Annotated in this window: 11 protein-coding genes, 1 tRNA gene and 1 pseudogene; 10 read left to right on the top strand and 3 right to left on the bottom strand. The window is 71.3% G+C overall.

What is annotated here, in order from left to right; translation table 11 throughout:
- Positions 1–40: 40 nt before the first annotated feature.
- The 5 genes from rep to CKO41_RS13965 all read left to right on the top strand — a co-directional run bounded on the left by rep (position 41) and on the right by CKO41_RS13965 (position 6,713).
- Entirely contained in the window at positions 41–2,044 is a 2,004-nt protein-coding gene (gene rep / locus CKO41_RS13945; protein WP_200382754.1) for a DNA helicase Rep, read from the top strand.
- Positions 2,045–2,417: 373 nt separating this feature from the next.
- Positions 2,418–2,494, top strand: a tRNA-Arg gene (locus CKO41_RS13950).
- 372 nt (positions 2,495–2,866) lie between these two features.
- Positions 2,867–4,279 carry an SLC13 family permease gene (locus CKO41_RS13955; RefSeq protein WP_200382756.1) on the top strand — a complete coding sequence of 471 codons (1,413 nt, stop codon included), beginning with the start codon at positions 2,867–2,869 and terminating at the stop codon, positions 4,277–4,279.
- Positions 4,279–6,231 carry an ATP-binding protein gene (locus CKO41_RS13960; protein WP_200382758.1) on the top strand — a complete coding sequence of 651 codons (1,953 nt, stop codon included), beginning with the start codon at positions 4,279–4,281 and terminating at the stop codon, positions 6,229–6,231. Before CKO41_RS13955 ends, CKO41_RS13960 begins: the two co-directional genes overlap by 1 nt.
- Positions 6,228–6,713, top strand: coding sequence for a response regulator (locus CKO41_RS13965; RefSeq protein ID WP_200382760.1), 486 nt, complete (start codon positions 6,228–6,230; stop codon positions 6,711–6,713). The genes CKO41_RS13960 and CKO41_RS13965 overlap by 4 nt, the downstream gene beginning before the upstream one ends.
- 155 nt (positions 6,714–6,868) lie before the next feature.
- Here the strand turns inward: CKO41_RS13965 and galE are convergent, their stop codons facing one another.
- The 3 genes from galE to CKO41_RS13980 all read right to left on the bottom strand — a co-directional run bounded on the left by galE (position 6,869) and on the right by CKO41_RS13980 (position 9,929).
- On the bottom strand, positions 6,869–7,888 hold the full coding sequence (galE, locus tag CKO41_RS13970) for a UDP-glucose 4-epimerase GalE (RefSeq protein WP_200382762.1): 1,020 nt from the start codon (positions 7,886–7,888) through the stop codon (positions 6,869–6,871).
- 89 nt (positions 7,889–7,977) lie between these two features.
- Positions 7,978–8,985, bottom strand: a complete 1,008-nt coding sequence (locus CKO41_RS13975) for a transketolase family protein (RefSeq protein WP_200382764.1) — start codon at positions 8,983–8,985, stop codon at positions 7,978–7,980.
- A complete protein-coding gene (locus CKO41_RS13980; protein WP_200382766.1) occupies positions 8,985–9,929 on the bottom strand; it encodes a transketolase in 945 nt (314 codons plus the stop codon). The genes CKO41_RS13975 and CKO41_RS13980 overlap by 1 nt, the downstream gene beginning before the upstream one ends.
- Before the next feature lie 865 nt (positions 9,930–10,794).
- On the opposite strand from CKO41_RS13980, the gene CKO41_RS13985 reads away from it, so the two are divergent.
- The 5 genes and pseudogenes from CKO41_RS13985 to CKO41_RS14005 form a co-directional block, all read left to right on the top strand.
- Positions 10,795–11,190: a hypothetical protein gene (locus tag CKO41_RS13985; protein ID WP_200255368.1), complete on the top strand. Its 396-nt coding sequence runs from the start codon at positions 10,795–10,797 to the stop codon at positions 11,188–11,190.
- 101 nt (positions 11,191–11,291) lie between these two features.
- Positions 11,292–12,857, top strand: coding sequence for a phage tail sheath family protein (locus CKO41_RS13990; protein WP_200382767.1), 1,566 nt, complete (start codon positions 11,292–11,294; stop codon positions 12,855–12,857).
- Positions 12,858–12,866: 9 nt separating this feature from the next.
- Entirely contained in the window at positions 12,867–13,391 is a 525-nt protein-coding gene (locus CKO41_RS13995) for a phage tail protein (RefSeq protein WP_200382768.1), read from the top strand.
- 4 nt (positions 13,392–13,395) lie between these two features.
- Positions 13,396–14,109 carry a hypothetical protein gene (locus tag CKO41_RS14000; RefSeq protein WP_200382769.1) on the top strand — a complete coding sequence of 238 codons (714 nt, stop codon included), beginning with the start codon at positions 13,396–13,398 and terminating at the stop codon, positions 14,107–14,109.
- A pseudogene (locus CKO41_RS14005) lies at positions 14,106–14,756 on the top strand (hypothetical protein); the annotation flags it as partial. The gene CKO41_RS14000 and the pseudogene CKO41_RS14005, both read left to right, overlap by 4 nt.

The raw sequence follows: 14,756 nt of genomic DNA on the forward strand, positions 1-14,756 counted from the left end.
CCGGCAGCGGATGCCGGGGCAAGCCGTCCGGGCCATCGCCATGTCCGCCCTCAATCCACGCCAGCGGGAGGCCGTCCTGCATACCGGGGGGCCGCTGCTGGTCCTCGCCGGGGCCGGCTCGGGCAAGACACGGGTCATCAGCCGCAAGATCGCCCACCTGATCGGCACCTGCGGCATCGCGCCGCGGCACCTGTGCGCCGTCACCTTCACGAACAAGGCGGCCCGGGAGATGAAGGCGCGGGTCGCCCAGCAGGTCCGCGGGCGCGAGGCGCGCGGCCTGCTCATCTCGACCTTCCACACGCTGGGCCTCCAACTGCTGCGCCGCGAGGCCGCGCGCGCCGGCCTGCGGCCGGGCTTCTCGCTGTTCGATGCGCAGGATGCCGAGGCCCTGCTCAAGGAGCATCTCCAGAAGACCCGGCGCAGCGACGGCACCAGCCCGGCCATCGTCCAGGCGCGGATCTCGCGCTGGAAGAACGACCTCATCGACCCGGGCGAGGCGCTGGCCCGCGCCGAGGACGACTACGAGGCACTGCTGGCGGATCTCTACGGGCGCTACGAGCGCAGCCTGCGCGCCTACAACGCCGTCGACTTCGACGACCTGATCGGACTGCCGGTGCGCCTGATGCGCACCGACGCCGCGATGCGCGACGCCTGGCAGGAGCGGATCCGCTACCTGCTGGTCGACGAGTACCAGGACACCAACGGTGCCCAGTATGAGCTGGTGCGCCAGCTGGTCGGGCCGCGCGGGGCGCTGACCGTCGTCGGCGACGACGACCAGTCGATCTACGCCTGGCGCGGTGCCCGCCCGGAGAACCTGGCGCGCCTCAAGGAGGACTACCCGCACCTGACCGTCATCATGCTGGAGCAGAACTACCGCTCCAGTGGCCGCATCCTCGGCCTCGCCAACGCCCTGATCGCGAACAACCCGCACATCTTCGAGAAACGCCTGTGGAGCGAGCACGGCCCCGGCGAGGTCCCGCGGGTCATCCCCTGTCGCGACGAGACGCACGAGGCCGAACGGGTCGTCGCCGAGCTCCTGCACCGCCACTTCAGCGACGGCGTACGTTTCGGCGATTGCGCGATCCTCTACCGCGGCAACCACCAGGCGCGCCTGTTCGAGAAGGCCCTGCGCGAGCACAGCATTCCCTATTTCCTGAGCGGCGGCACCTCCTTCTTCGCCCGCACCGAGGTCAAGGATGCGATGGCCTACCTGCGGCTGCTGGCCAATCCGGACGACGATGCCGCCTTCCTGCGCGTCGTCAACACGCCGCGCCGCGAGATCGGCCCGACCACGCTCGAGCGGCTCGCCGACTATGCCGCCGGGCGCGGCGTTGGCCTGTTGCGGGCGAGCACCGAACTGGGCCTCGCCGAGCACCTGGGCGAGCGCCCGCGGCGGCGCCTCGCCGAGTTCGCCGCCTGGCTCGAGGGTTTCGCCCGGCGGGCCGAGGCGGCCCCGGTGGCGACCGTGCGCGAGCTGATCGACGCGATGCGCTATGCCGACTGGCTGCGCGAGCAGTCCTCGAGCCCGCAGGTCGCCGAGCGGCGGATGGAGAACGTCCAGGACCTCATCGACTGGCTCGAGGCCCTGAACCGGGGCGAGCTCCAGGAGAAGACCCTCCCCGAGATGGTCAGTCACCTGACGCTGATGGACGTGCTGGAGCGGCGCGACGAGGAGGAGGGTGGCGACCGTGTCCACCTGATGACGTTGCATGCCGCGAAGGGCCTGGAGTTCCCGCACGTCTACCTGGTCGGCATGGAGGAGGAGCTGCTGCCGCACCGCACCGCGATCGAGGAGGACACGATCGAAGAGGAGCGGCGCCTGGCCTACGTCGGCATCACCCGCGCCCAGCGCACGCTGACCCTGACCTACGCCCGCCGGCGTCGCCGCTACGGCGAGGTCGTCGACAGCGAGCCGAGCCGCTTCCTCGCCGAGCTGCCGTCCGAGGCCCTGGAATGGGAAGATCGGCGCGAGGTCCCGGCCGAGGAGCGCAAGAGTCGCGGCCAGGCCCACCTCGCCAACCTGCGCGGCCTGCTCGGGACCTGACAGCCGCGCCGTGCGCGGGCTGGCCCCGGCGACGCGCTCAGTGACGATTCAAGAACAACCGGCGCATCCTCTCTTAAACTACGAAACACGCGAAACACGCGAAACACGCGAAAAGGCAGAATATACGCGGGGGAATCTGCCATTTTTTCGCGACTTTCGCGCATTTCGTAGTGTCTTGTCTTCCATGTGCTTGTATCGGTCGTTTCCGCGCCGTTCCTTGGTGCCCGGGCGCCGCCGCGCGTCCGGCACCAGCGCGCTGAATCTGGACTCCGCTCGCCCGAGGTTGTAGACTGCGCCGTCCGAGAGATCGTAGGGCGGCTGTCACTGGGCGGTTGCTGGGGCCATGAGGCCGCGATCGTCTCGATCTCATCACGCGCCCGTAGCTCAGTTGGATAGAGTACAGCCCTCCGAAGGCTGGGGTCACAGGTTCGAATCCTGTCGGGCGCGCCATTTCGCTTCTGCCCCTCGAAGAGCCCGCGTAGCCGCCTTGAGCGGTTTCGCCGTATTGGCGGCTCGGAATCGCGTATATCGCGGCCAGGCGATCCTTGTCCACGAAGGCCGGCGGCCGCCCCTGTGGTGCTGGCCATGGATCGCTACCACGGCCACCGGATCGGGGGCATCAGTGCTGCCCGGTCGATCGCTCGCGTTTGCCTGGACCCACGGCGCGGCCCCCACGAAACGGGTTCTCCGCCAAGGGGCCGTCTAGCGATCGGCTCGCGTCTGCGTGTCACGTCCCGGCCGACGGATTTGCCGCCCCGCCGTGACTGCCAGCAGAATTGGGATCATCGCTACCGAGCCGACCGATCCCGAGGTCCCGCCCTGATGACATCGCTGCCGAGCCAGCCGCATGTTCGGCTGACCCCGCCCACGCCTGCGCAGGTGCTGGGCCTGGTCACGGGACCCTTGGCCTTCGCCCTGGCGCTCTGGATCGAGATCCCCGATCTGGGGCCCGCCGGACAACGGATGCTCGCGATCTTCCTGCTCGCGATCCTGCTCTGGGTGACGGAGGCGATCCCGCTCTATGCGACCGCGGTGCTGGTGATCCTGCTCGAGGTGCTGATGCTCTCGGATCAGGCCCTGATCGGCGGCCTCGTCGATCCGCCGTCGGCGGCGAGCTGGTTCGCGACGCTGGCCAATCCGGTCATCATCCTCTTCCTAGGCGGCTTCCTGATCGCCGACGGGGCGCACAAGTTCGGGCTCGACCGCAACCTGGCCGCCGTCATGCTGCGCCCGTTCGCCGGCAGTGCGCGCCGCTCGGTGCTCGGGCTCATGCTGATCACCGCGTTCCTGTCGATGTTCGTGTCGAATACCGCGACGGCCGCGACCATGTTCGCCGTGGTCATCCCGATCCTCGCGGCCTTGCCCGCGGGTGCGGCGCGCACCGGGGTCGCGCTGGCCATCCCGGTCGCGGCGAACGTCGGCGGCATCGGCACCCCGGTGGGCTCGCCGCCGAATGCCATCGCGCTCGGCGCCTTGGAGGCGCAGGGGCAGGGCCTGTCGTTCGTCGGTTGGATGGCGCTCGCGATGCCGCTGATGCTGGTCGTGCTGTTCTTTGCCTGGTGGTTCCTGACGCGCCGCTATGTCCCGAAGGGGCTGCCGCTCGCGCTGAGGCTCACCGCCGAGTTCGATCGCTCGCCCGCCGCCGTCCTCTTCTATCTGATCGCGGGCGCGACCGTGCTGCTCTGGCTGACCGAGCCCTTCCACGGCATCGCCTCGTCGACGGTCGGCTTCATCCCGGTGGTCGCCCTGCTCGCGACCCAGGTGATGAGCGGGGAAGACCTGCGCCGCCTGCAATGGCCGGTCCTCTGGCTGGTCGCCGGCGGGATCGCGCTCGGTGCCGGGATCGGCCAGAGTGGTCTCGACGCCTGGCTGATCGGCCTGGTCGACTGGGAGCGGCTCCCGCTCGGCCTGCTGCTGTTGCTGCTGGTGGCGATCGCGCTTGGTCTCTCGACCGTCATCTCCAACTCGGCGACCGCCAATCTGCTCGTGCCGCTCGCGCTCAGCCTAGCGATCGGTCTGCCGATCGATCCGACCGCGGTCGGGGTCATGGTGGCGCTCGCCTGCTCGCTCGCGATGGCCTTGCCGATCTCGACCCCGCCGAACGCCGTCGCCTATGCGACTGGCGAGGTGCCGACCCGGGCGATGGTGCTGAGCGGTCTGGCGATCGGCGGCTTCGGCGCGCTCCTGCTGGCCTTCCTGATGCCGCGCGTCTGGGGCGCCCTGGGGCTCTTGTGATGGCGGGGGCGTCCGGCGTGGCGGACCTGTGCTCGGACCGACCGCCGTTGGTGGTCCTGGTCATCGCGCCCGGGCCGGGGATCGAGCCGCTCCGTGCCGAGGTCGCCGCCGGGCTGGCCGGGCTCGCGACGGTCGTGGGTGCGGCCGATCCGGCGCAGGCAGGTGCGCTGATTGCGGCGCATCCCGATTGGGTCGTGCCGCTGGTGCTCTTGAGCAGCGAGGGCCTGGACGCGGTCGACCCCCAGGTGGCGGGGTTAGACGCCTGGCCGGTCCTGACCGAGGCGCGCCTGCTCTTGCTGACCGAGCGCCCCGTGCACGCGGACCTGGCCGCCACGGTCGATCGGGGGCGGCTCGCGGCCCTGATCGCCCGGCCCTGGGCGCCGGGTGCGCTGGCGTCGCAGGCGCGCGCCCAGGCGGTCCGCTGGTTGCGCGCGAAGCGGCCGCTCGATCCGCGCACCCGCTGGCTGGTCGCCGCCGACGGTCGGCCGCTCGCCCAGCCCGAGAGCGTGCTGCTGGGGCGCCTGGAGCTCGACACCCAGGCGCTGACGGTCGAACTCCTCGCCGGGATCGAGCGGGTCCTCGGGCCGCGTCCGCGCCTGCGCCTGCCCGCCGGGACGCGGCTCCTCCACGAGGGGGTCGACGTCGATACCGTGCTGCTCGTGCTGCGCGGTCGGGTCGCGCTCGATCATGCCACGCCCGCGGGGGAGCTGCGCCTGCACCACGACTCGACCGGCTCCGTCGTGGGGCTCTTGTCGCTCGCCCAGCAGCGGCGCGCCTTCTTCACGGCGCGGGCGACGACCGAGGTCGAGGTGGTGCACCTGGCCTTCGAGGAGCTCGATCGGGCCTTGGCGGCCGATGCCTCCCTGGGTGCCGGGCTCGCGGCCCTCTCGATCCGGGCGCTCGCCGAGCGTCTGCGGCGCGCCGATCAGCTCCAGGTCGAGAAGACCGGCCTGAACCGCGCACTGGAGGAGGAGCGTCGGCGCCTTGCCGCCGCGCTGCATCAGCTCGAACAGGCCAAGCTGGAGCTGGTCGAGCAGGCGCGGTTCGCGACCCTCGGCGAGCTGGCCGCCGGCGTGGCCCACGAGCTCAACAATCCGGTCGCGGCGATGATGCGCGCGACCAGCTACATCGGTGAGGATCTGGAACACCTGCTCGCCGATCATCCGCGCGGCGCGCTGGCGCTGGAAGTCCTCGCCCGCGAACGCGACCGGGCGCCGCGCGGTACGGCGGCCGAGCGCGCCACGCGACGCGCGCTCGAGGCGGCGCTCGGCGATCCGGCGCTGGCCCAGCGACTCGCGGTCGCGGGCGTCGAGGATCCGCGCGAGGCGCGCGCCCTGGCGCGTGACCCGGTCGGGCTCGCGCTCGTCGAGACGGCCGCCGGCGTGGGGGCCGCCCTGCGCAACCTCGAGGTCGCCTCGCGGCGGATCTGCGAGCTCGTCGAGGGCCTGCGCGCCTATGCGCGACCCAAGGGCGCGCCGGTCGCCGGCGTCGATCTGCACCAGGGTCTCGAGGACACCCTGCGTTTGATGGCGCATCGGCTGCGCCAGGTCCAGCTCGAGCGCCACTACGGGCCGGTGCCGCGCATCCGCTGTCACCCGGGCGAACTCGGTCAGCTCTGGACCAACCTATTGGCGAATGCGCTCGATGCCCTGGCGCCCGGCGGTCGCATCGCGCTGGTGACGGACGCGCCGGATGCCGATCATGTGCGGGTGCGGATTCGCGACGACGGTCGTGGGATCGACCCGGCCATCCTGCCGCGCGTCTTCGAGCCGCGCTTTACGACCAAACAGGGGACGGTGCGCTATGGTCTCGGGCTTGGTCTGGCGATCGCGCGGCGCATCGTTGCCGCGCACGGTGGGACCATCGACCTGACCTCGCGGCCGGGCGAGACCGAGGTGTGTGTCGTCCTGCCGGTGACGGGGCCACCGAACGACGAGGAGGGCGAGACATGAGATTGGCGATCCTGATCCTGGAGGACGAGCCGCCGGTGCGCGAGGCCCTGCGGCGCGATCTGGCCGTCTTCGCGCGCCTGGTGCGGATCGAGGCGGCGGAGGACGCCGAGACCGCCCGGGAGGTCATCGAGGAGATCCGCGCCGCAGGCGATCGCCTCGCCCTGGTGCTCGCCGATCATCGCCTGCCGGGCACCTCGGGGGTCGATGTCCTGATCGCACTGCGCGCCGACGAGGACACGCGCGCGGCGCGCCAGGTCCTGGTGACGGGGCAGGCCGATCAGGACGACACCATCCGCGCCATCAACGACGCCGGGCTCGATCGCTATGTCGCCAAGCCCTGGTCGCCCGATGCCTTGCGCGCCCTGGTGCGCGAGCAGCTCACCGAGTACGTGCTCGCCAACCGGCTCGACCCCCTGCCGCATCTCGCCGCCCTGGATGCCGAGCGCGCCCTGGCCCTGGTGCGCGAGCGCGGCGACCTCTAATTGGGGTCGCGCCGCGATCAGACAGCCAGCCCGACCGCGAACGCGCGCCCGGTAGGGGCCGGTTTGCCGGCGATCTGCCGCTAGCCGGCAACGCCGATGGCCCGCAAGCGGGCTCCCACCCGTCGTGCACCGTCGCCCGCCGCCTCGTCGAGCGGTCAGGCCGCCGCTGATTCGGCCTTGGCCTCCCCCGGCTCGATGCCTGCACGGCGCTGACGGAACTGCCAGGCGTGGCGGATGATGGTGGCGAGGTCTGCGTACTCGGGTCGCCAGCCGAGCTCCCGCTGGGCCTTGGCGCTGTCGGCGATCAGACGTGGCGGGTCGCCGGGGCGGCGCGGCGCCTCGCGACACGGGATCGTGCGGCCGGTGACGGCGGCCGCCGCGTCGATGACCTCGCGGACCGAGAAGCCGCGGCCGTTGCCGAGGTTGTAGATGGCGGACTCGCCACCCTGGAGCAGGGCATCGAGCGCCAGACGGTGGGCCTGGCAGAGGTCGGCGACGTGGATGTAGTCGCGGATGCAGGTGCCGTCGGGGGTGTCGTAGTCCTGGCCGAAGATCGCGATGGCCTCGCGGTCGCCGGCCGCGGCGTCGAGGACCAGCGGGATGAGGTGGGTCTCGGGGTCGTGGCGCTCGCCCAGTTCGCCGTCCGGGTCTGCGCCGGCGGCGTTGAAGTACCGCAGGATGATCGACTTCAGCCCGTAGGCGCTGTCGAAGTCCCCGAGCACCTGCTCGACCATCGCCTTGCTCGCGCCGTAGGGGTTGATCGGGTGCCGCGGGTGATCCTCGGTGATCGGCGTCCGCTCGGGGGTGCCGTAGACGGCCGCCGTCGACGAGAAGATGAAGCGCGCGATCCCGTGGCGGCGCATCGTATCGAGCAGGACGAGGGTGTTGGCGAGGTTGTTGCGATAGTACTTCTCGGGTTCGCGAACCGACTCGCCGACCTCGATGAAGGCGGCGAAGTGCATCACGGCCGCGATCTCGTGGCGGGCGAAGAGGGTCTCCAGCAGGTCGCGGTCGCCGATGTCGCCGATGACCAGGTGGTCGTGCGGCACGGCGTCTGCGTGGCCCTTCGACAGGTTGTCCAGGACCAGTACCTCGTAGCCATGGGCCAACAGGTCCTTGACCATGTGCGAACCGATGTAGCCGGCCCCGCCGGCGATCAGAACCTTGTGCGTCATCTCTCGCGACTCCCGTGTGGATAGGCGGCCCGGGCATCTGCGCCCCGTCGGTCAGGTAGTGCCGTGCGGCCGGGTGCGCCGTGTCTCGTCTAGAGGTCCTCGGTCTTGTCGGCGCGGGTTAGGGTATCCAGGCGCACGGCGGCCAGGTCCTCGTCGGTAAGGCCGAAGCGCTCGCCGGTCAGGTCCTCGGCGGCCCGTACCAGGGCCGGGGCGTCGAGGCCGTATTCGCGCATCAGGTACCCACGGCTCGCGCCGTGGGCGTAGGTGTCGCGCAGGCCGATGCGGATCAGCCGGCGGGCCAGGCCGTGTTCGGCGATCAGCTCCGCGACGGCCGAGCCGAGCCCGCCGATGGTGCTGTGGTTCTCCATCGCGATCACGCCGTGGCGGGCGTCGGCGATGGCCTGGAGCAGCTCCGGGTCGGTGAATGGTTTGAGGGTCGAGACGTGGCGGTGGGCGATCGAGAGCCCCCGTTCGCGCAGCGCCCGCGTCGCGCGCAGCGCCTCCTCGGTGCAGATGCCGCAGGAGAGGACGAGGAGATCGGATCCGGCGCTGAGGGCGCGGGAGCGACCGAGCACCAGCGGCTCGGCAGCGTCGAAGAGCCGCGGCACCTCGCCGCGCAGCATGCGCACGTAGACGGGGCCGGGGACGGCCTGGGCGACGTCGAGCACGGACTCGACATCGGTTGCGTCGCCGCACTCGAGTACCGTCATGTTCGGTAGCAGGCGCATCAGCCCGATGTCGTCGATCGCCTGGTGGGTGACGCCGCCCGGGGTCGTGATGCCGGGCAGGAAGCCGATCAGGCGCACCGGCAGGTTCGGGTAGGCGATCGACATGGCCACCTGGTCGAACGGGCGGCGGCAGATGAAGACGGCGAAGGTGTGGACCCATGGGAAGAAGCCCTCACGCGCCAGGCCGGCGGCGAAGCCCATCATGTTCTGCTCGGCCATCCCGAGCGAGAAGAAGCGCTCCGGGTAGCGGTCGCGGAAGCCGTCGGCCTCGCAAGACGCGGTGAGGTCGGCGGAGAGCACCAAGACCTCGGGACGGCTTGCGGCCCAGCGGACCAGGTTGTCGCGGTGCGGGCGGGCGACGATCTCCATCAGCGGGCCTCCTCGCGCAGCTGCTCCAATAGGGCCTGGTAGGCGGCGAACTCCTGTGCGTCCTTGAAGCGCACGTAGTGGAGCTTGGGCGCCCGCTCGCGCAGCCGCTCGATGCCGCGGCAGGGGTCGGTGCGGGCGATGACGACCAGCGGGCGGTCGCGCTCGCCGGGGGTGGCGGCCGGGGCGGCGAGGGCCTCGGGGTCGTGGCCGTCGACCTCGTGCACCTCGGCACCGAAGGCGCGCAGCCGCTCGGCGAGCGGCTCGATCGTCATCACGGCCGTCATCGGGCCGTCGCACTGCTGGGCGTTGGCGTCGATGTAGACGCCGACATTGCCGAGGCGGTGGTGGGCGAGCGCCGCGAACGCCTCCCAAGCCTGGCCCTCCTGCAACTCGCCGTCGGAGAGGAAGACCCAGACGCGGCCGGTGTCCCCGCGCAGGCGCCGGGCGAGCGCGATGCCGCCGGCCTGGCTGATCGCCTGAGCCAGCGAGCCAGCCGTGACCTCGTGGCCGGGCGAGTGCTCGGCGCCGATCAACTCGACGGTGCTGCCGTCTCGATTGAACTGCGCGAGGGCATCCGGACCGAGCCGCCCCACCTCGATCAGCACCGAGTAGAGAACCAGCGCGTAGTGCACCGGCGAGAAGATGAAGCGGTCGAGGTCCGCGGCCTTGGGGCCGTTGTAGTCGGCACCGGTGAAGGCCTGCGGGTTGGCGGCGCTCGGTACCCCGGCGAATGGGCGCGGCACGAGCGGTCCCTGGCTGGGGCCGAGGCGCATGATCCGCAGGTACAGGGTCGCGAGGATCTCCGCCGACGAGCAGGCCTGACTCAGGTAGCCGCCGTTGTGCGTCAGCGTGTGTTCCAGGACCCGCCGGCGCACGGCGGCGGCGACCCGTCGCACCGGGTCGCGTGGCGGCGCCTCGTGGGCATGCCGGGAGGGTTGTGCCATGACTGTCCTCGTGGAAGCGGATCGGGCCGCCGCGTCCGAGGCGGCGGGCCGACGGATTATAAAGGGCGGCTCGACGACAAATCGCACGATTCGACTACCCTGGTCAATCGGGCGACCCTGACCCTCCCAGATGGATCCGTTCCGATCGACGGGAGCATGCAGGCGAGGCGTACCGGCTGCTTCTGCCGGCGTGGCCTGTGCCGCTAGGGGCCGGCTCGTGGGCGGTCCCGGCGGGCGATTCGGGCAGCCGATCGCCGGCCGGGCGGCATCTAGTGCGAGACTGCGGGATTCCCGAGACCGCGCGTCGCTGCCTGCAGTCCCCGCGTGGCGCCTATCGGCGATCGCTGCGGCCTCGGCCGCCGAGGGGTGGTACGAGCCCGAGCGGCGCCGACTCGATGCCCCCGGAGAGGCGGCGATTCCCCAACGCACCCCGCCGAGGATCGACCACCTCGAAACAGGTCGCAGAATGGACCCGTCCTGCACGATCCTCGCTGGCGATCGCCGCCATCCCCTGTCTCCCCGAGACCCGCGACGCCCCGCCCCTCGCCTTGCAAGTTGCAGAGGACCGTCTATCTTCTATGCACAGGCCAGTCGTCGTGATCGAAGCATGATAACGAAGATGTCTACGAAGACACTCGCCCTCCACGGCCACCGACGCACGCGCGGCGGCGACTTCGGCCCGTCGTTCGCGTCCGTTCATCTCGGAATCCTGTACGCCCTGTGGCGGCGACGGGGCTCCGGGTCACCCGGGCGCTGAGCCCCATTCGCGTGCGTTGCGGGCGGTGCGCCGATGGCGCTGCCCGTCTCCGCCGGGCAGTCGCGGCCCGTGTGGTCGCGGCATCCGGCAATCAGAGGAGGGTGGCCCATGGCCCAGATGAGTTGGTCCGTCAGCGTTCAGATCAGCGGGGGGCCGAGCATCGCGGCCTCGGCCGCGCCGCAATCGGTCGAGGCAACCGACCGCGTCGCCGTGACCATCGCCGCCGGCGAGTCGGATCGGGTCGTGGAGCTGCAACCCGGTGCCGCCGCCGCGATCCGTCTGATCCTCATCCAGTCGAGCCGTTATGGGCCGAACCTCAGCGTCAAGGCCTCCGACGGCGTGACCGACTCCGAGTCCGTCATCCTCGACGGCCCGCAGGTCCTCACCGCCGGGACCACGGCCCTGCTCGGCGTCGCCCCGCGCCAACTCAAGGTCAGTAACGCGAGCGCCGATCAGGACGCCGTGATCGAGGTCTTCATCGCCCGCGACGCGACCCCCGGTTGACCCCGTTCGCGCCTCGCTGCACAGCGACCGAGCATGCTAGTCACGGCCATCCGACACCCGGTTCGGACTTCGTTCCATAGGGCAATCGAGGAGCATCCGTCATGCCGTCCGCATTGAGCTATCCCGGCGTCTACATCGAAGAGGTTCCGAGTGGGGTGCGCACGATCACCGGCGTCGCGACCTCGATCACGGCCTTCATCGGCCGTGCTCGACGCGGCCCGGTCAATACCCCGGTGCGCATCCAGGGGTTCGCCGAGTTCACTCGCCTCTTCGGCGGTCTGTGGCAGCCGGGCACGCTCGGCTATGCGGTGAACCAATTCTTCCAGCACGGTGGCGGCGATGCCCTGATCGTGCGCGTGCACAACGGCGCGGCGGCGGCCACCGGTGCGGCCGACACGCTCAACCTGATCGCTGCGAGTCCCGGCCTCTGGGGCGAGGCCCTGCGGGTGCGGGTCGATCACGCCACGCGTCCCGAGGTCGGCACCGAGGAGCTGTTCAATCTCACGATTCGCGATACGGGAACCGGCGCCACCGAGTCGTTCCGCAACGTCTCGGTGCTGGCGGCCCATCCGCGCTACATCGGGCGGGTGCTCGCCGACGAGTCGAACCTCGTGCGCCTCTCGGGGGTAGCCCCCGCGACGCGCCCGGCAGCGACCCCCGATGCCGCCGCCGGCGTCGACCCGATGACGGTCACGCCCGGCTCCATCGCCTTCAACGGCGACGGCGACGACGGCAGCGCCCTCACCGATGCCCAGATCACGGGTGACAAGGCCGCGCGCACCGGCCTCTACGCGCTGGAGGCCGCCGACCTCTTCAACCTGCTCTGCATTCCACCGCTCGCCCCGGACACCGACGTCGCCAACTCGACTTGGGCCCTGGCGGCCGGCTACTGCCGCGAGCGCCGCGCGCTCCTGATCGTCGACCCGCCGGCCGGCTGGACCGCGAACCAGGCGACCGCGATCGCCACCGCCGAGAGCGGCGTCAACGGCCTGCGCAGCGCCGTCGGCAATGACAACGCCCGCAACGCCGCCGTCTATTTCCCGCGCCTGCGGATGCCCGACACGCTCGCCGAGAACCGCCTGGGCGAGTTCGCCCCGTGCGGTGCCATCGCCGGCATCATCTCCCGCACCGACGTACGCCGCGGGGTCTGGAAGGCGCCGAGCGGCCTCGATGCAGCCTTCTCCGGCGTCCAGGCCCTCACCTATACGATGACCGATGCCCAGAACGGCGTGCTCAACCCGCTGGGGCTCAACTGCCTGCGGACCTTCCCGGTCACCGGTCACGTCGTCTGGGGTGCGCGCACGCTGGCCGGCGCCGACCAGCTCGCCTCCGAGTGGAAGTACCTGCCAGTGCGGCGCCTCGCCCTCTATCTGGAGGAAAGCCTCTACCGCGGTACCCAGTGGGTCGTCTTCGAGCCCAACGACGAGCCGCTCTGGTCGCAGATCCGCCTCAACGTCGGCGCCTTCATGCAGGGGTTGTTCCGCCAGGGCGCCTTCCAGGGTCGCAGCCCGCGCGAGGCCTACTTCGTCCGGTGCGACCGCGAGACGACGACGCAGAACGACATCAACGCCGGCGTCGTCAACATCCTCGTCGGCTTCGCGCCGCTGAAGCCCGCCGAGTTCGTCGTCATCCGCGTCCAGCAGATGGCCGGTCAGGTCGAGGTCTAGGAGCGTCCCATGGCCCAATTCGCCGTCAACGCGCAACGGTTCGATCCGTACAAGAACTTTAAATTCCGTGTCAAATGGGATGGCCGCTATGTCGCTGGCGTCTCCAAGGTCGGTGCGCTCAAGCGCAGCACCGAGCTCGTCGAGCACCGCGAGGGTGGCGATCCGTCGACGACGCGCAAGTCCCCCGGGCGCACCAAGTACGAGGCCATCACCCTCGAGCGCGGCGTCACCCACGACACCGAGTTCGAGCAATGGGCCAACAAGGTCTGGAACTTCGGCTCTGGCCTCGGCGCCGAGGTGTCGCTGAAGGACTTCCGCAAGGACATCATCATCGAGGTCTACAACGAGGCTGGCCAGCTCGCGCTGGCCTACCGGGTCTATCGCTGCTGGGTCTCGGAATACCAGGCCCTGCCGGACCTCGACGCCAACGCCAATGCCGTGGCCATCCAGACGATCAAGCTGGAGAACGAGGGCTGGGAGCGCGACTACGACGTGACCGAGCCGACGGAGCCGTCCTTCACCGAGCCGGCCTGAGCCCATGCTCGGCGACAGCGATCTCCTCGCGCTCTGGGAGCGCGGCTGCCCGCGCCAGCCGCTGGACCGTGCCCTGCTTCTCGGTGCCTGGGCGCGCCCGGACCTGGACCCGGACGGGCTCGCGGACCTGCCGCTCGGCGCCTTGAACCGGGCCCTGCTCGGCCTGCGCGCGGCCCTGTTCGGGCCGGCGATCGACGCCTACGTCGACTGCGAGGTCTGCGCGGCGCGGTTCGCGCTCGCGCTCGACACCGAGGACCTGCGAGTGGCCGCTGCTGGACCCGATGGGCCGCGCGAGGGCCGGCTCGGCGGGCGGCACTGGCGCACGCCGACGATCCGCGACCTGGCCGCCGCGGCCGGCGAGGCGAGCCCGCAGGCGGCGGCCCTCACGATCCTGCGCCGCTGCCTCTCGCCACTGCCGACACCGGCCGAACTCACCGATTCAGAACTGGCCGATCTGCTCGTGGAGGCCGACGCGGCCCTCGAGTCGAGCGATCCGGGCGCCGAGATTGGCCTCGCGCTGACCTGCGACGCCTGCGGCCACCGCTGGGTCGCGAGCCTCGACATCGCCGCGCTGCTCTGGGACGAGGTCGCCGCCCGCGCGCGCGGCCTGCTCGGCGAGGTCGACACGCTGGCGCGGACCTACGGCTGGAGCGAGGCGGAGATCCTCGGTCTGTCGCCGGTGCGCCGCGCCGCCTACCTGGATCTCGTCGCCCGATGAGCGGCGCGCTGACACGCCTCGGGGCGCTCGCGATCGGGCGCGCCCACACCGTCCAGACGGCGGCCCGGCTGCCGTTCGCCGCGGCGCCGGCGTTGCTCGATGGCGCCGTGAGCGACCTGCCGTTCGAATCGCCCCCCGATGCGGATTTCGCGTCCCACCGGGCTCTAGGGTCGGCCTCGCGCGCCGGTCCGGACTCGGCGCCGGTCCTGGAACGCGCCCTGGATGCGGAGCGGCGCGGGCCAGTCGCCGCGGCCCCGACGGTGATTCCAAACCCCACCCCCGATCTGGCCCCGAATCTGGCCGATGCACCTTCGCCCGCGGCCTTTGTCGCGGGCACCGTCCCGGCCCAGGCGCCGCCGCGGGCGCCCCAGCGAACGATGCTGGGTCCGTCGCCGTCGCCGTCGCCGTCGCCGCCCGGCGCCACCCCGGCCGGGGATATCGCCGCGACCCCGCCGTTCACCGCGCGCGCGTCATCCCGGTTGGAGTCGGCGAGGCGTGTCTCCAGTACGCGCTCGGAAGGCGAGACGCCCGCGCTGTCGCGGCTGGAGCGGCTCGTGGTTCCAGTCACCGGCGCGCCGGGTGGTCTGCCGACGAGCACCCCGGTGGAGGCGGCCTCGGACGCCGGCGAGCGGCGCGCGGCGCCGCCG

Source organism: Thiococcus pfennigii, from assembly GCF_016583835.1.
In the GTDB taxonomy this organism is placed as follows: Bacteria; Pseudomonadota; Gammaproteobacteria; order Chromatiales; family Chromatiaceae; genus Thiococcus; species Thiococcus pfennigii.

Bases quoted from the DNA above. Each gene is read 5' to 3' on its own strand.
- rep (WP_200382754.1), top strand. From the start codon at position 41: ATGTCCGCCCTCAATCCACGCCAGCGGGAGGCCGTCCTGCATACCGGG.
- CKO41_RS13955 (WP_200382756.1), top strand. From the start codon at position 2,867: ATGACATCGCTGCCGAGCCAGCCGCATGTTCGGCTGACCCCGCCCACG.
- CKO41_RS13960 (WP_200382758.1), top strand. From the start codon at position 4,279: ATGGCGGGGGCGTCCGGCGTGGCGGACCTGTGCTCGGACCGACCGCCG.
- CKO41_RS13965 (WP_200382760.1), top strand. From the start codon at position 6,228: ATGAGATTGGCGATCCTGATCCTGGAGGACGAGCCGCCGGTGCGCGAG.
- galE (WP_200382762.1), bottom strand. From the start codon at position 7,888: ATGACGCACAAGGTTCTGATCGCCGGCGGGGCCGGCTACATCGGTTCG.
- CKO41_RS13975 (WP_200382764.1), bottom strand. From the start codon at position 8,985: ATGGAGATCGTCGCCCGCCCGCACCGCGACAACCTGGTCCGCTGGGCC.
- CKO41_RS13980 (WP_200382766.1), bottom strand. From the start codon at position 9,929: ATGGCACAACCCTCCCGGCATGCCCACGAGGCGCCGCCACGCGACCCG.
- CKO41_RS13985 (WP_200255368.1), top strand. From the start codon at position 10,795: ATGGCCCAGATGAGTTGGTCCGTCAGCGTTCAGATCAGCGGGGGGCCG.
- CKO41_RS13990 (WP_200382767.1), top strand. From the start codon at position 11,292: ATGCCGTCCGCATTGAGCTATCCCGGCGTCTACATCGAAGAGGTTCCG.
- CKO41_RS13995 (WP_200382768.1), top strand. From the start codon at position 12,867: ATGGCCCAATTCGCCGTCAACGCGCAACGGTTCGATCCGTACAAGAAC.
- CKO41_RS14000 (WP_200382769.1), top strand. From the start codon at position 13,396: ATGCTCGGCGACAGCGATCTCCTCGCGCTCTGGGAGCGCGGCTGCCCG.